The sequence below is a fragment of the Lacinutrix sp. WUR7 genome, from assembly GCF_016864015.1.
GTDB lineage: Bacteria > Bacteroidota > Bacteroidia > Flavobacteriales > Flavobacteriaceae > Oceanihabitans.
In genome coordinates this window covers 2407308-2429700 of the sequence record NZ_CP045067.1, presented here as the reverse complement: position 1 = coordinate 2429700, position 22393 = coordinate 2407308, and the positions used below count along the sequence as shown (strand labels likewise).

Annotated in this window: 19 protein-coding genes; 11 read left to right on the top strand and 8 right to left on the bottom strand. The window is 32.8% G+C overall.

Translation table 11 applies throughout. The annotated features are described in order from the left end of the window. The first annotated feature begins 93 nt into the window (after positions 1-93). Entirely contained in the window at positions 94-1209 is a 1116-nt protein-coding gene (locus FG167_RS10540) for a hypothetical protein (protein ID WP_203458237.1), read from the top strand. Positions 1210-1211: 2 nt separating this feature from the next. Further along, on the top strand, positions 1212-4178 hold the full coding sequence (locus FG167_RS10535) for a T9SS type A sorting domain-containing protein (protein WP_203458236.1): 2967 nt from the start codon (positions 1212-1214) through the stop codon (positions 4176-4178). Between the two features lie 338 nt (positions 4179-4516). Here FG167_RS10535 and FG167_RS10530 read toward each other — a convergent pair whose 3' ends face one another. After that, a complete protein-coding gene (locus FG167_RS10530) occupies positions 4517-6547 on the bottom strand; it encodes a dihydrofolate reductase (protein WP_203458235.1) in 2031 nt (676 codons plus the stop codon). Positions 6548-6632: 85 nt separating this feature from the next. Here FG167_RS10530 and FG167_RS10525 point away from each other — a divergent pair, with 85 nt between their 5' ends. Further along, complete coding sequence (locus tag FG167_RS10525) at positions 6633-7670, top strand: GyrI-like domain-containing protein (RefSeq protein ID WP_203458234.1); 1038 nt, start codon at positions 6633-6635, stop codon at positions 7668-7670. A gap of 72 nt (positions 7671-7742) precedes the next feature. On the opposite strand, the gene FG167_RS10520 is transcribed toward FG167_RS10525, so the two are convergent. Next, on the bottom strand, positions 7743-9806 hold the full coding sequence (locus tag FG167_RS10520; protein WP_203458233.1) for a hypothetical protein: 2064 nt from the start codon (positions 9804-9806) through the stop codon (positions 7743-7745). Positions 9807-9993: 187 nt separating this feature from the next. On the opposite strand from FG167_RS10520, the gene crcB reads away from it, so the two are divergent. Beyond that, positions 9994-10359: a fluoride efflux transporter CrcB gene (gene crcB, locus FG167_RS10515; RefSeq protein WP_203458232.1), complete on the top strand. Its 366-nt coding sequence runs from the start codon at positions 9994-9996 to the stop codon at positions 10357-10359. A 22-nt stretch (positions 10360-10381) separates the two neighbouring features. Here the strand turns inward: crcB and FG167_RS10510 are convergent, their stop codons facing one another. Then, the gene (locus FG167_RS10510; protein ID WP_203458231.1) at positions 10382-10981 is read right to left on the bottom strand and encodes a DUF1684 domain-containing protein; all 600 of its coding nucleotides are present in this window, start codon (positions 10979-10981) and stop codon (positions 10382-10384) included. Positions 10982-11259: 278 nt separating this feature from the next. On the opposite strand from FG167_RS10510, the gene FG167_RS10505 reads away from it, so the two are divergent. Genes FG167_RS10505 through FG167_RS10495 form a run of 3 tightly spaced genes read left to right on the top strand, consistent with a single transcriptional unit; the run spans position 11260 to position 13188 of the window. After that, a complete protein-coding gene (locus FG167_RS10505; protein WP_203458230.1) occupies positions 11260-12471 on the top strand; it encodes an MFS transporter in 1212 nt (403 codons plus the stop codon). Next, positions 12468-12842 carry a VOC family protein gene (locus tag FG167_RS10500; RefSeq protein ID WP_203458229.1) on the top strand — a complete coding sequence of 125 codons (375 nt, stop codon included), beginning with the start codon at positions 12468-12470 and terminating at the stop codon, positions 12840-12842. Before FG167_RS10505 ends, FG167_RS10500 begins: the two co-directional genes overlap by 4 nt. 13 nt (positions 12843-12855) lie before the next feature. Next, complete coding sequence (locus tag FG167_RS10495) at positions 12856-13188, top strand: hypothetical protein (RefSeq protein ID WP_239004371.1); 333 nt, start codon at positions 12856-12858, stop codon at positions 13186-13188. A gap of 167 nt (positions 13189-13355) precedes the next feature. Here FG167_RS10495 and FG167_RS10490 read toward each other — a convergent pair whose 3' ends face one another. After that, positions 13356-13796 carry an Lrp/AsnC family transcriptional regulator gene (locus FG167_RS10490; protein ID WP_055445493.1) on the bottom strand — a complete coding sequence of 147 codons (441 nt, stop codon included), beginning with the start codon at positions 13794-13796 and terminating at the stop codon, positions 13356-13358. 118 nt (positions 13797-13914) lie between these two features. On the opposite strand from FG167_RS10490, the gene FG167_RS10485 reads away from it, so the two are divergent. Continuing rightward, positions 13915-14310 (top strand): hypothetical protein, encoded by a 396-nt coding sequence (locus FG167_RS10485; RefSeq protein ID WP_203461095.1) that lies wholly within the window; start codon positions 13915-13917, stop codon positions 14308-14310. Here the strand turns inward: FG167_RS10485 and FG167_RS10480 are convergent, their stop codons facing one another. The 4 genes from FG167_RS10480 to FG167_RS10465 form a co-directional block, all read right to left on the bottom strand. Beyond that, the gene (locus FG167_RS10480) at positions 14311-14925 is read right to left on the bottom strand and encodes a DEAD/DEAH box helicase (RefSeq protein WP_203458228.1); all 615 of its coding nucleotides are present in this window, start codon (positions 14923-14925) and stop codon (positions 14311-14313) included. Positions 14926-14988: 63 nt separating this feature from the next. Then, on the bottom strand, positions 14989-15528 hold the full coding sequence (locus FG167_RS10475) for a sigma-70 family RNA polymerase sigma factor (RefSeq protein WP_203458227.1): 540 nt from the start codon (positions 15526-15528) through the stop codon (positions 14989-14991). A 263-nt stretch (positions 15529-15791) separates the two neighbouring features. Then, on the bottom strand, positions 15792-16265 hold the full coding sequence (locus tag FG167_RS10470; RefSeq protein WP_203458226.1) for an OsmC family protein: 474 nt from the start codon (positions 16263-16265) through the stop codon (positions 15792-15794). Positions 16266-16582: 317 nt separating this feature from the next. Beyond that, entirely contained in the window at positions 16583-20023 is a 3441-nt protein-coding gene (locus FG167_RS10465; RefSeq protein ID WP_203458225.1) for a methylmalonyl-CoA mutase family protein, read from the bottom strand. 199 nt (positions 20024-20222) lie between these two features. Here FG167_RS10465 and purU point away from each other — a divergent pair, with 199 nt between their 5' ends. The 3 genes from purU to FG167_RS10450 all read left to right on the top strand — a co-directional run bounded on the left by purU (position 20223) and on the right by FG167_RS10450 (position 22348). Then, positions 20223-21077, top strand: coding sequence for a formyltetrahydrofolate deformylase (gene purU / locus FG167_RS10460; protein ID WP_203458224.1), 855 nt, complete (start codon positions 20223-20225; stop codon positions 21075-21077). A 126-nt stretch (positions 21078-21203) separates the two neighbouring features. Further along, positions 21204-21908: a DUF4197 domain-containing protein gene (locus FG167_RS10455; protein WP_203458223.1), complete on the top strand. Its 705-nt coding sequence runs from the start codon at positions 21204-21206 to the stop codon at positions 21906-21908. A 242-nt stretch (positions 21909-22150) separates the two neighbouring features. Then, positions 22151-22348, top strand: a complete 198-nt coding sequence (locus tag FG167_RS10450) for a Lacal_2735 family protein (protein ID WP_203458222.1) — start codon at positions 22151-22153, stop codon at positions 22346-22348. Positions 22349-22393 lie beyond the last annotated feature (45 nt).

Below are 22393 nucleotides of genomic sequence, written 5' to 3'. Positions count from 1 at the left end.
TCTAATTATCAAAAATCCCCAGTACTGGGGATTTTTTCGTATTGCACCCTTTCCTACTTTGCTAATACTATTAATCAACAAATATTTTATATTATGAAAACATTTACAAAAACATTCAAAAATGTCCTAATGGCATGCTTTATGCTTGCCTCAACAAATTTTCTAGCACAAACCATTATCACTATTGATAATAATTCTGGTTCGACAACCACACACCAAACTATTCAAGCTGCACATGATGCTGCTTCAGCTGGAGATATTATTTATGTGCAACCTTCTGGCACATCCTACGGTGCTGTTACCATAGATAAAGAATTAACTATAGTTGGTCGTTCTCATAGCGAACCTTCTAAAATATCACTATTAGATGGAGTTATTATTCGCTCATCAAATGTGACTTTAAAAGGCTTAAAACTTTCTTCATTATATCCTCAAAGTTCTGGTGCTCTAGTAGCACCTCCTTTTGTAGGTTTAACTGTTTACGAATGTAATGTTAGCTCTTTACAACTTGGAGAAGGTCAAGCAGCACCAATTGTTTCTATTGATGATGTAAAAGTAAGAGGTTGCATTTTAAAAAGCGTCAATTATATATATGAAGATGCTACCAATGTACTTTTCTCTAACAATATATTTGATTCTCCCACGCCATTATATATTTACAATACAACCAGTTCTGTTATTGCAAATAATGTATTTAGATTTCAGAGCAGTCTTACTTTTAGAAATAATAATCCTTCTGGTACCGCTATTTTATATAACAACATGTTTATTAGTAATTATGGAGGTGAATCTGTTATCAATTTTAGAAGCGGTGATTTTAACCTATCTAATAATCTAATTTATAATTACGCTGATACGTTTAATACTGTATTTGCAAATGTTAGTGGAGGCACACATTTAGAATCTAATACATTAGCAAACACAGATCCTTTATTTACAAATGTAGATAGTACAGTCAGTACTAGCCTTGCAGGAACGGGTGCGTATAATCCAACCATACGTTTAGAAGAAGATCTAACCTTACAAGCTGGATCTCCTGCACTTACTGGTGGAGGTGGTGGTTCTGAAATGGGCCTATACAACAATGGTTTTTTATATAATACTATTGGTAATCCAAAAGGAATCCCTACGCTAGACGTAATTAGTTATGATGGAGCTGTACCAAAAAACGGTAATATTAATGTAACAATTAACGCAAAAGCGCATTAATTATGAAAGCGCAACAAAAAAACATGCGCTTGCCAAAAAATTATCTATTCGGATTTATACTACTATTCTTTTGTAGTTTTGCTACAGTAACGTCGCAAAACATTCAACAATTAGAATATTATTTTGGTACAGATCCTGGATTAGGTAATGGTACTTTGGTAACTGCAAACGCAAATACTGGCGAACTTACACAAGCTTTAAATTTACCAATAACTAGTTTAAATGAAGGCTTTCATAAGCTAACCGTTAGAGCACAAGATAATCTTGGTACTTGGGGATTATATCAAAATGTTACTTTTTATGTTTCAGAAGAAATTAATACAAGCGATCCTATTTCAAATATAGCTGGAGCTGAATATTGGTTTAATACAGATCCTGGACAAGGAAATGGAAATCCGTTAACTATATCTGGAAGCCCTAGTGAAACTTCACAAAACTTTGCAATTCCATTAGGCACATTAGATGTTGGTTTTCATAATATTGGAATACGAACACGTAATCTAAATGGAACATGGAGTTTATACGATAAGAAAGTATTTTATGTTTCTGAAGACATTGCAGGAGGTGATCCTATTTCTAATATTGCAGGAGCCGAATATTGGTTTAATACAGATCCTGGACAAGGAAACGGAAATCCTTTAACTATTTCTGGAAACCCAAGTGATACTTCACAAAACTTTGTTATTCCGTTAGGAACACTAGATGTTGGATTTCATACCATAGGTTTACGGACACAAAATCTGGATGGGACATGGAGTTTGTACGATAATAAAGTATTTTATGTTTCTGAAGACATTGCAGGAAGCGATCCTGTTTCTAACATTGCAGGAGCAGAATATTGGTTTGATGCAGATCCTGGACAAGGAAATGGCAATCCTTTGACTATTTCTGGTAGTCCGAATGAAACGTCGCAGAACTTTGTAATTCCTTTAGGAACATTAGCTGCGGGTTTTCATAAACTAGGAATGCGTATTCAAAATCTAAATGGAGATTGGAGCTTATACGAAAAGAAAATATTTTATGTTTTTGAAGCCGAAGATAACCAACCACCTGCTGCTTTAGCGGAAGCTGAATTTTTATATGATGCCGAATTAGGCTTTGATACAGGAACTGCTGCTGCTTTAACACCAACAGGAAATACCGATGAATACTTGGTAGAAATACCAACCAATCTAGTAACCTGTGATTTACACGATATTTGGTTAAGCATAAAAAATGCAGATGGTAATTATTCGCTATACAAAATTGCATTGGATGTCGATGTTTATGATGACCTACCTCCTACTATTATGGTGCATCCAAACATCACTGCAGAACTAGATGCAAACGGACAAGCCTCTATTACAATTGCAGATGTTAATAATGGTACTTTTGACGATTGCGAATTAGTTTCGGTAGTATTAAATCAAACACAATTTGATTATACCTGTGCAAACCTTGGTACTAATACGGTAACCATTACAGCTACAGATGCCGAAGACAAAGTAAGCACACAAGATGTAACTATTACTGTTGTAGATAGTATAGATCCTGTAGCAATTTCACAAGATATCACCATCCAATTAGATGCAAATGGTGTAACAAGTATTACGCCTTCGGAAATAGAAAATGGTTCGACAGATAATTGCTCTATCGCAAGTAGCAGTTTAGACGTTTCTGCTTTTACTTGCACAAACTTAGGAGCAAACACGGTTACATTTACTGTGGAAGATACTTTCGGAAACAGCAATAGCACAACCGCTATTGTTACTATTGAAGACGGTATTAACCCAACAGCTATTACACAAAATATTACCGTGCAACTCGATGTTAATGGGGACGCTGTTATTACGCCAAATATGGTAAATAACAACTCCACAGACAATTGTACTATTGCCAGTTCTAGTTTAGATATTACCGCTTTTACTTGTGCTAACTTAGGAAACAATACCGTTATCTTAACCGTTACAGACCAAAGCAATAATAGTGATACGGAAACTGCAATTATTACGGTAGAAGACTCCGTAAACCCAACAGTTATTGCGCAAAATATTACCGTGCAATTAGATGCCAATGGTACTGCAAGTATTGTAGCATCTCAAATAGAAAATGGTTCATCCGATAATTGTGCTATTGCAAGCAGCAGTTTAGACATTACTAGTTTTTCTTGTGGGGATTTAGGAACAAATACAGTAACGCTTTCGGTAACAGATTCCAGTAACAACACAGGAACCGCAACTGCAATCGTCACGGTAGAAGATGGCATTAATCCAACAGCAAGTACACAAAATATTACCGTGCAATTAGATGCAAGTGGAAGTGCTAGTATTACACCAAATATGGTAGATAATAATTCTACCGACAATTGTAGCATTGCGAGTTCTAGCTTAGATATTACCACATTTACTTGTGATGATATTGGAGAAAACACCGTTACATTAACAGTAAATGACGCTATTAATAATAGCGATGCTGCAACGGCAATAATTACAGTGCAAGACACTATAGATCCGGCGGTAGCGGGTCAAGATATCACTGTAGATTTAGAAGGAAATCCATGGGTAACTATTACACCAGAGGATGTCGATAATGGCTCTTCCGACAATTGTACTTTCGTATTAAGTATAGACACAGATACTTTTTCAATGGTTGGAGATTATCCCGTAACATTAACGATAACAGATGGTTTTGGTAATGCAACCTCCATTACAATTACGGTCACTGTTGTAGATAGTTCTTTAAGCATTGAAGAAGAAACGATAACCAAAAATCAAATTAAGATTTTCCCCGTTCCAACGGAAGGCATTTTAAATATTTCCACAAATATGCAAATAAACGAAATTGTAATATTCAATTTAAATGGTAAAAAAGTCATACAAAATCAAGGAGCAGTTTCTACAATGGATGTTTCAAAATTAGAAGTTGGCATGTATTTAATCCGATTTAAAGTGGAAGGTAGATATTACACCAAACGAATTATTAAAAACTAATTAGGATGGTAAGTCTTTTTTAGGGAAAACGCTTATTTATTCTAATTATTAAAATCCCCTGTATTGGGGATTTTATGCATTCTAATAATTCCTTAAATTTAAAGAAACCAAACCCTTCTATAATGTTTCAAATAATAACAATCCTTTTTATTCTTCTGATTTTCAATTTTATTTTACTAAAATTTAGTATTAATGAATAGGTTTTAATTCGTTTAAAGCTCTAATAAAACATAGAAAAAAAAGACTTTAGACATTCCTTTCAAACAGTGAAAAACAAAAAAAAACAGAACCTAAAATAATTTTAGATTCTGTTTTTAATCTGAAGTTTCAAAAGCTTTTTAATTCACTTCTGGTAAAAAATTATAATCCCTACTATAGTTTAACATTTGTCCAGAAAAAGTCCCTGGTTGTATTACTTTTACTCCAGTAATTTCTCCTGCATCATTTGTATCTGGAACTAACACCGGATTTACAAAACCACTATAAGGAGCAGATGTAAATTGTTTGTTACGTTCTAAAACTTCAGCATGAATTGCTGGGTCTACTTTTACACCATAACCTTCTACTAAATCTTCTACAGCTTTGTAATCTCCTTCCGATTTAATACGTTGTGTTTCGCGTAATAATTCACCAAATAAAGCATGAAGCTTTTCGTAATCATTAATATTGAAATAGGTTTTTCCATCACGTGTTACTTTTTCAATAACATTATCTTTTAAGCCTTTTTCAAAAGCCCAAGCAGAAACCCATTGTCTATTAACCATGTGTGCTTCTTCAACATCATCTCCTAATTTTAATCTAATTAATTGCGTCATTAATCCATTTCTAATGTAACCATCATAGGCTGCTTTTCCAACAGATTTCCAATCATCCACCAAACCTAACTCTTGTAACTTTGGATTATATAAATAGTACAACCCAACTAAATCTGCACGTCCTTCCTCTAAAGTAGATGCATATTTTTTAAGAGTTTCTTTCGTTTCTCCTACCCCTGGATTTAATTGTCCTGAAGCATGACCAATCACTTCATGTAATGCGGTATGCAATTTATCTGCTTTCTGACCAAATTCCTCTTCTAATTTAAGCTCTTCTTCATCATGAACAAACTCTTTTAAACGACCTGTACTACCTGCATTATTGTATGCATTAATAATGTTTCCTAAGGATACAGATTTACTACCAACAGCAGCACGAATCCAATTTGCATTTGGTAAATTCACACCAATTGGGGTACTTGGCGAAGCGTCTCCTGCTTCTCCTGCTACATTAACAACTTTGTAAGTTACACCAACAACGCTCTCTTTTTTATGAGCATCCATTAAAGGAGAATTATCTTCAAACCATTGTGCATTTTCAGATAAAACAGCCATCTTCTCAGACATATCAAAATCTTTAATCTGTACAATTGTTTCATAAGAACCTGTATATCCTAATGGATCATTGTATACTTCAATAAAACTGTTTATATAATCTATATTTCCTTCGGTTGCAGCCGTCCAAGTAACGTTATAATCATCCCAAGTTTGAAGATCTCCTGTTTTATAATATTGAATTAATAAACCAAGAGCATCACCTTGTGCCTTATTTTCTGCTACACTTTGTGCTTTTTCTAACCAAGTAATTATTTGATCTATTGCAGAACCATAAAGACCTCCAGATTTATATACACGTTCTTTTAAAACACCATTATCTTTAACCAATTGAGAATTTAAACCAAAAGACAAAGGCTTTTTTGGGTTTGGAGATGTTTTCTTTTTGTAAAAAGCTTCTACCTCCGCAGTAGTAACATCTGGTCCATAAAAATTAACTGCAGATAAAAACACATTATCCACATCTTTAGTTAAGTTTACTTTTTTAGCATCTTTATCATTAAAGATAACATCAAAAGCTTCACCTTCTAAAGTAGTGTTCGTTTCCTTTAAAAGTTGCGTTAAATAATCAGATGAAAATTCTGGTTTAATTTTATCATTAGAATAATGATGATGAATTCCATTAGAAAACCAAACGCGTTTTAAATACGTTTCAAAATTCGCCCAATTTGCAACCGTCTTATCTCCTTGATAGTTTGTATAAACAGATTCTAAAGCTTTTCTAATCTTTAAATTATGTCTATAATTCTGATCCCAACTAATATCACGACCAGCCAATCCTGCTTGTGTAAGATAATAGACTAGTTTTTGTTCTTTAAGTGTTAAATTTTCCCATCCAGGAATTTGATAACGTAGCACTTTAATGTCTGCAAACTGCTCTACATTATAGTTAAACGCAACAGGTTCATCTTTAATTACTTCGGTTTCTGCTTTATCCTTTTTACATGCTAGCATTACCAATGCAAGTAAAGTTAAGCTTACAATAGATTTTAATTTCATATTAATATTATTATTGATTTTTTTCAATCTCAAATTTAGTGTTTTTTTTTATTCACTATATTTGTTAATACACAAAATTTAGAAAATGAAAATTTTTAAGTACGTCCTATTTCTATTACTGATTTTAATTGTTGGTTTTTTAATTTATGTAGCTGTACAACCAAATAGCTATGATGTAAAAAGAACCAAATTAATTAAAGCTCCAGTAGCTATGGTTTTCAATCAGATTAACGATTTTAAAAACTGGGAAAACTGGGGTCCATGGAAAGCAGAAGATCCAACAATGACGATTACGTATCCTGAAAAAACTTCTGGTGTAGGTGCTAATTATTCATGGGAAGGTGCTGAAGGACCAGGTTATATGGAAACTGTTGCTCTAACACCTAATACATCTATAGATCAAAAAATATCTTTTGCAGGTATGGAACCAAATGATGTTTATTGGCTATTTAAGGAAGTGGAAGATGGCACAGAAGTAACTTGGGGAATGAAACATGACAAAATGAATTTTATGTTTAAAGCTTTTGCGGCAGCTCAAGGCGGAATGGAAAAAAACCTTGGTACCATGTTCGATAAAGGGCTTAATAAACTAGACACGATTGTAACCGAAGCTTTTAACAAAATACCAAAAGTAGATTACAAACTAGGCGATGTTGTGGAACTAACTTTACCTTCTCAGAAATTTATAGGCTATATTCAAAAAACATCTACCGATTTACCCCAAGAAGAAATGACAAAACTTTTCATGGAATTCATGCCAAAAGCAGGAAGATATGCTGCCGACAAATTAACACCTGGAGATTATATTCCCGGAACCTATTACACCAAATGGGATGAAGAAACGAAACAAGCGGAATTCTATATTGGCCTATTATTAAAAAAAGAATTAGCTCCTGCTCCTGGAATGACTTCTTTTAATATACCAGCAGGAAAAGCTGTTAAAATTGCCAAATATGGTAATTACGGTTCTGGTGATTATCAAGCACATGTAAAAATTGGAGAATACATGCAAGACAAAAAACTAGAAATGCATGGCGTATCTGTATGGGAATTATATGTTAATGATCCTACAACGGTTAAACCGGAAGAAATACAAACAGATATTTATTATCCTATAAAGTAATTTATTCCAGCGTAGTAATAGAAAAGCAGCCCTAATGGAGCTGCTTTTCTTTTTTTATTACGTATTTGACTTTTAAACTGGATCCTTTAAACAAACAATTTTTCTAATATTTCTTGCTGGATATATCCTTTTACTGTCCAGGATGACTCTATGTCTTGCAGTTAAAGATATTTCACCACAATTTTTAGTACTAGAAGTATGCACTGTAAAATCACCACTAGTTGAAGCGGTTCCGCTTGCAATAGTATGATGAGCCACATCGGTTAAACTTGTATGTAAAATAAATTCTTCTAAATGGGTTTCTTCCACAGAAAAACTTCCAGTTATAGGACTTCCTTTTACAAAATGAGAACATTCACCATAATTAACTATATCCAAAGTTAAATCAGGAATAGTATTATCCATTTGAATGACTTGACTATCAGGAATCGAACCATCTAAGTGCTCTAATGTAATTTTCAATAAGTCATTATTTCCAGGTATAAATCTAGCAACAATATTATTTTCATTGTTAGTAGCATCACCATAATAGGTATATTCATTATCAGCATTAGCAGTAGATTCTGAATTATCATCTAATTTGAATGACTTGTTTAAATAATTACTTTCTCCCGTAGTAAGATTATCTACTCTAATTTTATATTTCTGACCAGCAAATGCATTTGTTTTTGCTTCAACCATTATTAATCTAGCAAAAGCACAATTATCATAAGGCACTGGTGTATCATAATAATCAAAGAAAGTTCCTGGTTTTGTTAAACCATCACTCCCAATATCTTCGACTCTAACTCCTCCAATAACCGTTAATTTAGGACCAATACTATGCCATGAATCTTTCGGTTTTAATTGTATATAAGATTCTACAACATTTCCCCAACTGGAACAATTCATATCATTTGGAGGAACATTCCATGATAATACAGCACGCACTTTTAAAACATTTGGTGTACTGCAATTCTTTTTTAAATCCTCAAAATTATAAGGTAAAACTACGGAATAAAACAAACCATCACTAGGTATGTTATCTATGTCATATACGGTAACAGAAGATGTACCAGCATGAACCCATTCACAATTCTCTTCCGTTTGCAACCAAAAAGATACAAACTCTTTACTTCCGCTACTGCAAAGACTTCCGCTATATCCAGAAGATTTTTTCACCTTAATGGTTCCAACTAAAGCACCTCTATTGTAATCTGCTCCTACACAAATCAATTCTTCATAATTTGTATTACACTCAAGATTATTTAAATGAATTAAACTGTCTGATAGCGAAACATTGTTCATTTCAAACAAATTCGAAATAGCACTAACATTGCCAGTAAATGGAGTATTTTGAATCTTATTCAATAATTTATAACCAAATCTATGTGGCTCAATTTTATCTTTTGTATATAAACGTACAAGTTCCTTAAAAGGTAAGTCTTTAGGAGTTATATATTGTTTTACTTTTTGTAATGCCAACATGTATTCCGGCTTATCAAAAGCAATAGTATTTAATGATAAATTAGGTTTTAACAGAGCTGCATGCAACAGATCATCCATCTCTAAAACCGGGAAATTTGGAATAAAAAATTGTAATGGAGTAATTTGAATTCGAGCATCTTTTTTATCACTCCATACATAAGTTCCTTTTGTTAGGTTTGGATCATTTGGTTCGGGAATTGTATTCCAAGCAAGAACAGCTCTTACGGTTGGTAAATTAGCAACCGTACATACTTTCTTTTTAGGACTAATATTCAACCTAAGCACGTAAGACATAGGCAGTTCATTTTCTCCTTGACAGTCTTTTTTTGTTGGAATATCGTGTACATTCAAACCAACAACTCCCATATCTTCCCAACCAGCACCATCTTGATAGTTCAAGTAGAATCGTACATACTCATGAGATCCATTAGTACATAAACCGCCTGAATACCCTGTTGCTCTTTTAATATTTACGGTTGCTGTTAGTTGTTTTTTTTCCGAATTATAACCTACACAACCTAAAGATTCAAAAGTAGTATTTAGTTGTTGTTTAAAAGCACTCCATGGTGTTTTCAGTTTTAATTTTGAAAGCGTTTTACTTCCTGAAGTTAAATAAGGTCTAAATTCTTGTCTAGCAACCAATAGTTGCTTTTCGCTTAATTTTTCCATGATTTTTTTTTTAATTTAAGATATACCTACTCTATTCTGAGGCTTTTCGGATTACGCCTTTAGGCCAAACCAGTGTATTTAGGAAAATGAATTAATGGAATTCAAATTTTAATACGCAAAAACTAAAAAGGTTAACATGTTTTAAAAATTAATTCTATTGTAATTTATTAGGTAGTATATTTGTTATATGAAGAATTTATTACTCGTATTTGTTGGTGGCGGTTTTGGTAGTGTTTTGCGTTATATTATTGGAAAATATTTAAATAACACTGAAAACGGAATCCCGTACGGAACATTTTTAGCCAATATAATAGGAAGCTTACTTATTGGATTAATTCTTGGTTATGCGCTTAAAAACAATAGTTTATCTTCTAACCAAACGGTATTATTAGCAACTGGTTTTTGTGGCGGTTTCACCACCTTTTCCACTTTTGCTTATGAAAATCATCTGTTTTTAAAATCTGGAGACTTCACCAGTTTTGCCATATACACGATTGCTAGTTTTGTTTTAGGATTTCTAGCTGTCTTTTTAGGAATGTTTTTAGCAAAGTAAAACAGAAGACTGAGACTGAGTACTACTTCACAAAAGCCTTCACTCCTGCTTCAACACTTTCATCTACATAATTATTTCTAGGTACAATCGGACAAGAAAACTTTTCATTATACGCACAAAACGGATTGTATGCCTGATTAAAGTCAAGCGTTAAAGTATCTCCTTCCGGAATGCGCAAATCAATATATCGTCCGCCACCATAGGTAGTATCGCCATTCGTATTATCTATAAACGGAAGAAATAAATAGTCTTCAAAACCTTCTTTCTGCATTAAATCTTGACCTTGATAAACATCCAAACGATAGGTATTTCCGTTTAACTGAAAAGATAAAACGCCATAAACACGTTCTTTAGAAACACGATCTGTAGTGGTTTTCATTTTAAACCATTCCGAATCTGGTGTTCTTTCTAAAATAGCAGTTACTACAAAATTAGCATCGAATTTATAAAAATCTAATGTTCTAAACGTCTTTCTATCTTTAGCTTTTAAGGGCGATTTAGAAGCATCTTTAAAATCTGCATTCTGTTCTCGTTGCCAATCGGTATCACCTAATAAAGGTTGTTTTTCTTGTGCACAACTTAAGACAGATGTCAATATCAATAGATAGAATAATTTTTTCATGGTAATATTTTTCGGCTTAAAAATACAACTTCTAATTATTTTGTTTAGCTTTGAGTGATCAAATTATAAATAAAATGAATTTAGTCATTAAAAATAATAAGCAATATACCACTTGTAGAAATACAGGTTGGACTTCTTATATATTATGATGATGTAAATATCAATTAATACAATATTAAAAGTCCAACTTCGTAGTTGGACTTTTTTATTTTAGGTCTATTAACGAAGTAATCTTTTTGCAAATGAAGTAAACCAAGAATCGATTAAAACCAACCAACATGAAAAAACTATTACATAATTACATAGATACATTTAAAGGACTCTCCACAGAAGTTTGGTGGCTTGCACTTATAACTTTAATCAATAGAGCCGGAACTATGGTGATTCCTTTTTTATCTCTATACCTAATAGAAGATTTAAAGTTCACACTTAAAGATGTAGGATGGATCATGTCTGCATTTGGATTAGGTTCTGTTGCAGGATCTTGGTTAGGCGGAAAATTAACCGACAAAATTGGCTATTACAAAGTAATGGTTAGAAGTTTATTATTAACGGGAATACTATTTGTAGCGCTTCAGTTCTTAAACACTTTTGCCGCTTTATGTATTGGTATTTTTCTAGTAATGCTAGTGGCAGATATGTTTCGTCCTGCCATGTTTGTTGCCTTGAGTGCGTATAGTAAACCAGAAAATAAAACTAGAAGTGTAACACTTATTCGTCTTGCCATAAACCTTGGTTTTTCTGCAGGACCAGCTGTTGGCGGGCTTATAATAACAAAAATGAACTATAGTGGTTTATTTTGGGTAGACGGTATTACTTGCATTCTAGCAACAATGGTAATGATTCTAGTATTAAATCCTAAAAAGGCAAAAATACAAGATGATATCCTTGTTGAAAACCCTGAATCGGCATATAAAGACAAGTCCTTTTTAATTTTTTTAGTGGCTATGTTTTTGTTTGGTTTTATTTTTCTGCAATACTTTTCTACCATGCCAATTTATTACAGAGAAAAACATTTTTTAAGCGAATCGCAAATAGGATTACTTTTAGGTGCAAATGGGTTTTTCATTTTTCTATTAGAAATGCCTCTAATTAAATGGCTAGAAAACTCCAAATACACCAAAACTGGTTTAATGCTTTTTGGTGTAACATTAACAGCACTTAGTTTTTTGGTATTAAACCTAACCACTTGGACAGGAATATTAATTATAGGAATGTTTTTAATGACTGTTGGAGAAATGATTGCTTTTCCGTTTTCTAATGCCTTTGCTATGCAACGTGCTAAAAAAGGAAATCAAGGAGAATATATGGCATTATACTCTATCGCTTTTTCTATTGCGCATATTTTTGGACATAATGCAGGAATGCGACTTGTAGATGGGTTTGGCTTTAATAACACTTGGTATATTATGGCTATACTAGGAGGTGTTTGTGCTGTCTTATTCCTCTTTTTAAAGGTATATATGAAGAATAAAAACTGGAAACAATGAATTTAAATCAAATTACTATTCCATCTTTAGATGTCGAAAAAGCGGTTGTGTTCTACAAAATTTTAGGCTTACAACTTATTGTAGATGCACTTCCTAGATATGTGCGTTTTGCATGTCCTGAAGGAGAAAGCACATTCTCTATTCACAAAGTAAATGCATTACCAAAAGAACAACTAATAGCTATCTATTTTGAAAATGATAATCTGGAAAAAAAAGTTGAAGAACTTCAAGATAAAGGTATTACATTTATTAGTAAAGTCGAAGATAAATCTTGGTTATGGAGTGAAGCACATTTACAGGATTTAGATGGAAACCATATTATTCTATATAAAGCTGGAGAAAATAGAAAAAATCCACCTTGGCGAATTTAAAATAATAATCAGAATGAAAGAGCAATGGGAAAAATTGCCTGTTTTTAAAAAGGCAATGCAGCTTCAAAAACTAGTAGATCATATTGTGAAAGTTGTTGAAAATACAGAGATAGATTTTGAAAAAGAAATTCAAGCCGAAATGATTCAAGGTAATTTAGACTACCTAAGAAAAAACGCTATGATTATTCCTGCCAAAATTGCTGGAGCTTCTGGTGAAGATATGCTGTACGATATTAAAATGGAAAACGCTGCAATTATAAGAAAATCGGCAAAAGAATTAATTATTGATATTCGTGGCATACAAATGCATGGTTATAAAGATATTGAATACCTAAATTTACTTTGAAATGAAGTAGAAGAATTTAGAGTTTTATTTGCTGAATGGGTTAAAACTTTTGATTGTTGGAATTATATAATTGACCGTTGGGGACTTTTTAATCCTCCAGGAATAAATTATGATGACAAAGATCCTGATGAGGATATCCCTTTTAATCCGGATAATTTTGAAGGTTTTTAAATCTTATTAATAGCATTATTCTTCACAACATGCGAAAGAATAATTTGCGTTTTGCTTTCGCCATACACAATAAGTTGGTCGATAAATGTTTCTAGGTGTTTTTGATTTTTTAAAATCACTTCCATGACAATGTTTTCGTCACCCGTAATTCGGTAACAATTAATAACCTCATCAAAGGTTTTCACTTTCTCAAGAAACGGCTTTAGTTTCCCCATAAAAGCATGTAAAGTAATCAATGCTTTAAGTTGATAACCAACCTCAAAAGGAGAAATTAATGTGATATGGTTTTGAATAATCCCCAAATCTTCCATCTTCTTAATACGCTCGGAAACTGCAGGAGAAGTGATACCAACTTGCCTACCAATAGCGGCATTAGATTGTCGCGAATTTTCCTGCAAACATTTCAGTATCTTCCAATTAAGATTATCTAAGCTCATTTTTAAAGTTTTTGTTTAAAATGATTTAATTATTAAAGCAAATATATGATATTACTTTAAAAACGAAAGTATTTAGTGCGATCTTGTGACTAAATTTGATGGAAACCGAAAAATTATCATGTTAGCGCATATTCCATCACATCTTTCAGACTTACCAATATACAAGCAAGCCTTGCATATTTTTCTATTGTCTAGAAGTATTTCTACGTATCTAAATCAAGATTTAGCATACTTAAAAGAAGATGGTTCTGAAGATGCACACATTTACTTTTCTGGTGATATTGTACAGCATTCTATTTCTCTTGCTCCTGAAATTATTAATGCAGAAATGGAACGTTTTTCAGATAAAAAGCACAAACATATTGCATCTGTAAGACAACTTACCAATAGACTGTATAGCCATTGTAAGCGTTTAGAAAAATGCAATAGTAATGGAAAAGAATATATTCCTATTTTAAGAAAAGAGCTTAAAGTGTTTAAAAAACTACAAAACACCTGGATGCATACGCTGTAATTATTTCCCTTCTACTATTTGTGCATTGTACATAATTGTATCTTGAAGACGCTCATATTTAGAATGCATTTTTTCGGCTAAAAGCACATATTGACATTTCGCTAAACTTTCGGTAACACGTAAAACATCATTATGGTAGTTATTACGTATTAAAAACTCAGCATCATCTAAAGCTAATAATTTAAGTTGCCCTAAATGCACACTATTCATAAAGTAAAGCTTGTTCAAACGTTTTGGTGTTGCAATTAAAACATCTACTCCGTAATAAATTTCCTCGCGTTGTTGGTCTAAAGTTTGCTCATCATAAGCTGCATAGATTCTTAAATCCATGTATCTAGTATACTTTTCAAACTCTTCTTTTAAGTCTAAAGCGGCTTGCTTGTCTTTTACAATAACTAATGCTCTAGGAGAATCTTCAAAAGCTTCTGCTTTTAATTTATGAATGATTGCTATGATTAAAGCTGTCGTTTTACCAGAACCTTTTGGAGCTAATCCGTATACATTTGCTCCTCCTTTTATCTTTGGTAATATTTCTTTCTGAAAAGGTAAAGGTGCCTCATAATTAAGAGTTTCTAAGGCTTCTTTTAATACTGGATTTAATTTTTTAAAGGACATGCTACGTAAATTTGTAAGTTGTAAAACGAAATAAATCGTCTTAATTCTGCACAAAGGTACGTATTAATGACACATTTTACAGTCTGCTTTGTCTTTGATTTCTCCAACTAAAAAACCTTCTTCATTTATTACAAAGTCGCAACAGTCTACAAAACCTTGTGCAATCATTTTTCGACCACGTTGTATCTGGGATTTTATGGTAGGTAATGGTAGGTGCAATTGTTCTGCTATTTGTTGTTGTTTGACACCTTTTATATCACTTAAAAACAAAGGATCTCTATACTTTTTAGGTAAGCTTTTAATAATACCATGCAAACAATCTATTTCAGTATGCTCTAGTTTTTGTTCTTCAAAAATAAAATCTTCATCTGTAGTTTCATACACCACTTTTTTACTTCTAAAATAATCTAAAACGGTATACCTTGCTATAGCGAATAACCAAGACTTCAATTTGTCTTCGTCTTTTAAAGTGTTTAGTTTGGTATGCACTTTAATGAATGTTTCTTGGAGTAAATCTTCAGCAACAACGGCATCTTTTACTTTACTGAATATAAAATATTTGATGTCGTCTGCATGCAATTCCCAAATGTCTTGAGTTTTCATAAGGATATACTATAAATAACGCTAATCATAGTATAAATTTACTACAATTAGCGTTGTTATTACTGTCTTTAAGTATTGCTTAACAGTTACAACTTGTACAGGTACAGTTTTCGCAAGTACAGTTTTGGCAATTTCCTTTAGAGCAACCATCACAGTTACAAGTACATTCTTTATTTTTCATGATATCTAATTTTTATGTTCATATAATAGACGTGATACCATTAAAAAAGATGCAAAACATTTGAATTATTTTTTCAAACTTATTATTGAACCACTATAGTCGCCTCATGAGCAATTGGAAAATTACACGAATTAGCTATAAAGCATAAACTATTTGCCTTTTCATGTAAACGTAAAGCCAATTCTTTTTGACTAGCATTTTTTATGGTTACTACTGGTTTTAATCGTACCGTTTTAAAACTTCCACTTCCTGAAGCTGCAACTTCTAAATCTCCTTCTGCATGATCGGTATAGCTTACTACTTCGACATTATTTTGAGCACACACGTATAAATAAGACATCATGTGACAGGAAGTTAAAGCAGATAATAATAAATCTTCCGGATTGTATAATGCATCGTCACCTCTAAAGGTTTTTGCTGCAGACACATGCAATGGTGTTGCTTTGTTGTCAATGAAAACTTCATGATTTCGACTGAAGATTCTTGGATTTTGCGTGCTTTCTCCTTCGTTTATTGTCCAATTTACGGTTGCTTTAAAAGTGTGTTTGATAGACATATTTTTTTTATTGAATATAAAAAAAGCGTTTCAGATTGAAACGCTTTTTTGTTTTGATATTATTTATTGAGATTCTTCGCTATACTCTGAATGACAAACGTTTCACTGAAAGAATTATTCTTTCTATAAAATCTTGTTATATCCTTTTCGTTATTCACAAAAGGGATTTCCTGAGATCCCAAAATGAATTTGGGATAAGCGATTCGTACACTTTCCGTGAAAACGAAAAAATAGAATCTCTGAGATCCCAAAACAAGTTTGGGATAAGCGATATTCACAATTTTGAATGCGCAAGCTTTTCAAAATTGGAATCCTGCTTACATATTCCGTCTATACTGTCCGCCAACTTCAAATAAAGAAGCAGTAATTTCACCTAAGGAACATACTTTACAAACTTCCATTAAAGCTTCAAAAATATTTTCGTTATGGATTGCTTTCTCTTGTAAATCTTTTAATAATGCTTTTGTTTCATTTGCATCATGAAGATTTGCCAATGTTTTAATCTGAAATTGCTTTTCTTCTTCTGTTGCTCTAATCACTTCCGCAGGAATAACCGTTGGTGATCCTTTAGAACTTAAGAAAGTATTTACACCAATAATTGGGAACTTCCCGTTATGTTTTAAAGTTTCATAATACAGACTTTCTTCTTGTATTTTGCTACGTTGGTACATGGTTTCCATAGCACCTAAAACACCACCTCTTTCTGTAATTCTGTCGAATTCTAAAAGCACAGCTTCTTCTACTAAATCGGTTAATTCCTCGATAATAAAAGATCCTTGAATTGGATTTTCATTTTTAGCTAAACCTAATTCTTTATTGATAATTAATTGAATTGCCATTGCACGTCTAACCGATTCTTCCGTTGGCGTAGTAATCGCTTCGTCATATGCATTTGTATGTAAGGAATTACAGTTATCATAAATAGCATACAATGCTTGAAGTGTTGTACGAATATCATTAAAGTCAATTTCTTGTGCGTGTAAACTTCGTCCCGAAGTTTGAATATGATACTTCAACATTTGCGCTCTTGCATTTGCTCCATATTTGTGCTTCATTGCTTTTGCCCAAATTTTACGTGCTACACGACCAATTACGGCGTATTCTGGATCAATTCCGTTAGAGAAAAAGAAGGATAGGTTTGGACCAAATTTATTGATGTCCATACCACGACTTAAATAATATTCCACGTACGTGAAACCATTAGATAAGGTCAGCGCTAATTGTGTAATCGGATTTGCTCCTGCTTCTGCTATATGGTATCCAGAAATAGAAACCGAATAGAAGTTACGTACATTATTCTCGATAAAATATTCTTGCACATCTCCCATTAAACGCAATGCAAATTCTGTAGAAAAAATACACGTGTTTTGTGCTTGATCTTCTTTTAAAATATCTGCTTGAACGGTTCCTCTAACTTGCGCAATCGTGTTCTTTTTAATTTCTGCGTACACGTCTGCTGGTAATACTTTATCTCCTGTAACACCAAGAAGCATTAAACCTAAACCATTGTTTCCTTCTGGTAATTCGCCATTATAAGATGGACGAATTTTACCTTTATAAATTTTAGCAATTTTTGCTTCTACTTCTTTTTCTAGACCATTTTCTTTAATGTAAAATTCACATTGTTGGTCAATGGCAGCATTCATAAAGAAACCTAATAACATTGGCGCAGGACCATTTATAGTCATACTTACCGAAGTCATTACATTTGCTAAATCGAACCCAGAATACAGTTTCTTAGCATCATCTAAACAACAGATGGAAACTCCAGCATTACCAATTTTACCGTAAATATCTGGTCTTAAATCTGGATCGTTTCCGTAAAGCGTTACACTATCAAAAGCTGTCGACAAGCGTTTTGCTGGTAATCCTGCACTTACATAGTGAAAACGTCTATTGGTACGTTCTGGTCCACCTTCTCCTGCAAACATACGTGCTGGATCTTCTCCGGTACGTTTAAAAGGATACAACCCAGAAGTATATGGAAATTCTCCAGGTACGTTTTCTTGCAAACTCCATTTTAATAAATCTCCCCAAGCTTGATACTTTGGTAAGGCTATTCTTGGAATTTGTAAATGAGATAACGATTCGGTATGCGTTTCTATTTTTATTTCTTTATCTCTTACTTTAAAAGTATAGATCGGGTTTTTGTATTTATTTACTTTTTCGTCCCAACCGGTAATTACTTCCCAATTGTAAGGATCTAAGTTTAATTTTACGCGGTCAAATTCTTTAATAAGAAGATTTAAAAATTCTTTATCTGTGTCATTCTGAGCTTGTAGAAGAATCTCTTCCTCATTTAATCCTAACTTTCCAATGAAAGACCTTTCGACTGCGCTCAAGGTGACACCTGCAACAGAACCAATGGTTTTAAAAATACCGTATAGCTTCTGCGCAACTTCCTCTTGCGTTCTTGCTGTTTTATCATAGGCACGATTACTCTCGGCAATTTCAGAAAGGTAACGTGTTCTTGATGGAGGAATCACAAAAATCTTCTCGCTCATTTCATCTGAAATATGGAAGGTCGATTTTAAATCCGAATCTGTTTTCTCCACTAACTTATCCATGATCGCTTTGTACAGCGTATTCATTCCTGGATCGTTAAATTGCGAAGCGATGGTACCATAAACTGGTAAATCATCTTGATGCACATCCCAAAGATTATTGTTTCGCATGTATTGTTTTTTCACATCACGTAAGGCATCTAAAGAACCACGCTTATCAAATTTATTGATAGCAACGAGATCCGCAAAATCCAACATGTCAATTTTCTCTAATTGGGTTGCTGCACCAAATTCTGGAGTCATCACGTATAATGCAACATCAGAATGTTCCATGATTTCGGTATCGGATTGTCCGATTCCTGAAGTCTCTAAAATAATTAAATCATATTCCGCAGCTTTTAAAACTTGAACTGCCTCATTTACATATTTTGATAATGCTAAATTAGATTGACGAGTAGCCAAACTACGCATATATACTCTTGGTGAATTGATAGCATTCATTCGAATCCTATCCCCTAAAAGGGCACCACCTGTTTTACGTTTAGAAGGATCGACAGAAACTAAACCGATCGTTTTTTCTGGGAAGTCGATTAAAAAGCGACGAACCAATTCATCTACTAAAGAAGATTTTCCTGCTCCTCCAGTTCCTGTGATTCCTAAAACTGGTGTTTTAGAATTCTTATTTTTTATATGAATCTTATCTAAGGTGTCTTTGGCAACCTCTGGAAAATTTTCTGCAGAAGAAATTACTCTAGCAATTGCTTTTGCATTTTTAGTTGGTAAAATATCTAATTCCCCATTTAAAACATCACCAATAGCAAAGTCCGATTGCTCCACTAGATCGTTAATCATACCTTGTAATCCCATGGCACGACCATCATCTGGAGAGTAGATACGTGCAATACCATAATCCATTAAATCTTTAATTTCAGACGGAAGGATTACACCGCCACCACCACCAAAAATCTTGATGTGTTCTGCACCTCTTTCTTTTAAAAGATCGTACATATATTTAAAATACTCGTTATGTCCACCTTGGTAAGAAGTTAAACAAATAGCATTTGCATCTTCTTGAATGGCTGTATTTACAACCTCATCTACACTTCTGTCATGCCCTAAATGGATGACTTCTACTCCTGTAGATTGAATTATACGACGCATAATATTTATGGATGCATCATGACCATCAAATAATGCTGCTGCAGTAACGATTCGTACTTTATATTTTGGCTTGTATGGTGTTGCTTGTGTCATTCTTAAAATATAATCTGTTTTAGGCTTGCAATTTACGGAATATTCAAAAATATTGCTCTATAATATGTAATTATCTAAAAGTTAAAAACAAAAAGATAAGTTCCCTTTTTTAGAGTAATTTAGTATACCTATTAGGTATTCGATTTTCGTTTTCACGGAAATAAAAATATAAAAAAATACTGCTTTCGCGGAAACAAACATGAAAAAACTAACCATACTTATAAACTGTAAGGATCAATCTGGAATTATTGCAACTGTCACCAATTTTATAGCGAATAATAACGGAAACATTGTATATATAGATCAGCATGTAGATAGAGAACAAGACATTTTCTTTATGCGTTTAGAGGGAGAATTTGAAGCAATTTCTTTTAATACGGAAGCTTTTAAAGAAAACTTCAAATCTAATTTGGCCGAACAATTTAAAATGAAATGGCGTATTTATTCTGCCGAAGACAAGCCAAAAATGGCGTTGTTTGTTTCTAAATACGACCATTGTTTATACGATATTTTAGGTCGTTATAACTCTGGAGAATTAGATGTAGAGATTCCGTTTATTATAAGTAATCACAATACTTTAAAACCTATTGCAGATAGTTTCAATATTCCATTTTATCATATTCCAGTAACTAAAGACACGAAACCGGAAGCCGAAGAACAACAATTAAAATTATGTAAAGAGTTTGGTATTCATTTTATTGTATTGGCACGTTATATGCAAATTGTATCTAGCAAAGTAATAAGTCAGTACAACAACAAAGTCATCAATATTCACCATTCTTTTTTACCCGCTTTTGTTGGCGCAAAGCCATATCATTCTGCCTATAAACGCGGCGTGAAAATTATTGGAGCAACCAGTCATTATGTTACCGAAGAATTAGATGCTGGACCAATTATAGAACAAGATGTTGCTCGTGTTTCTCATACACATGCCATTGAAGATTTAATTGCCAAAGGACGCGATTTAGAAAAAATAGTATTAGCCAATGCTATTAAACTGCATATTAAACGTAAAGTGATGGTTTATAATAATAAAACAGTGATTTTCTCGTAGTTATAATTTGCGTGAGCGGTTGCAGTGGCATCCTTTTTGTTTTTCACAAAAAGATATAACGGAAAACGCGGTTTTTATTAAAAAAACACGCCATAATAAGTATCTTTACACCCAAAATTATATATCATGAAAAAAATATTTGCCTTTGTTATTCTTTTAAACTTAACTGCTTGCGCAGAATTACAACAAGTTATTGACCAATTACCACAAGAAGTTGGGTCTCTGTCTGAATCTGAAATTGGATCTGGATTAAGAGAAGCTTTAGAGCTTGGTATTGACAAACAAGTAACTAAATTGACACAAACAGATGGTTTTTATAAAAACGATTTGGTAAAAATAGTACTACCAGAAGAATTACAAAAAGTAGATAAAGCGTTACGTGATATTGGCTTAAGCAGTTTAGCAGACGAAGGTTTAAAAGTTTTAAACAGAGCAGCAGAAGATGCAGTAAGTGAAGCGACTCCTATTTTTGTAAATGCAGTTAAAGAGATCACTTTTACAGATGCAAAAAATATTCTTCTTGGTAATAATGATGCAGCTACACAATATTTAACCAGCAAAACACAAACGGCTTTATACGCTAAGTTTAATCCAGTAATTAAAGCATCCTTTGATAAAGTTGGGGCAGATCAAATTTGGGCGAATCTAATTAATAAGTACAATACGATTCCTTTTACGAGTAATGTAAACCCAGATTTAACAGATTATGTTACAGAAGAAGCTTTAAAAGGTGTGTATACAATGATTGCTGTGGAAGAAAAAGAAATAAGAAGTAAATCGTCTTCAAGAACTACAGATTTATTACGTAAGGTTTTTGCTTTGCAAGATTAGTCAAGACCGTTAGAAAATTCGATTACTAAAATATAAAAAAGCCTTTGAAGGAATGATTCTTCAAAGGCTTTTTATTTGCTAACTATATTCTATTTAAAATACCGAAATAAGAATTTGATGGGTTTTAATTAGAATTTTAAAATAAATTTTAAAAGAATCTTTTTTTTTATTAAATTTAATCAAGCATAATTATGCTACCTAAAAATATTGTATATTTAATTGATTAATAGCAAATTACCATCATGAACAAAAATGAATTAATACAAAAGCATCAAAGTAAACTCGATAAAAAATATAAAAATTTGGTAGAGCAAGCTTATAATCTTAGACAAACAGACCATGCTTTAAGTGATATTTCGGAATACAGAGCTATCAAACTTCTTGGGAAACTAAACAAGTTAAAATACCTTTCTAGAGAGCCATCTGCATCTACTAATTAATTATTTATCCTTTCTTTAACCTTTGCTTAAAATCCAAACGCGAAG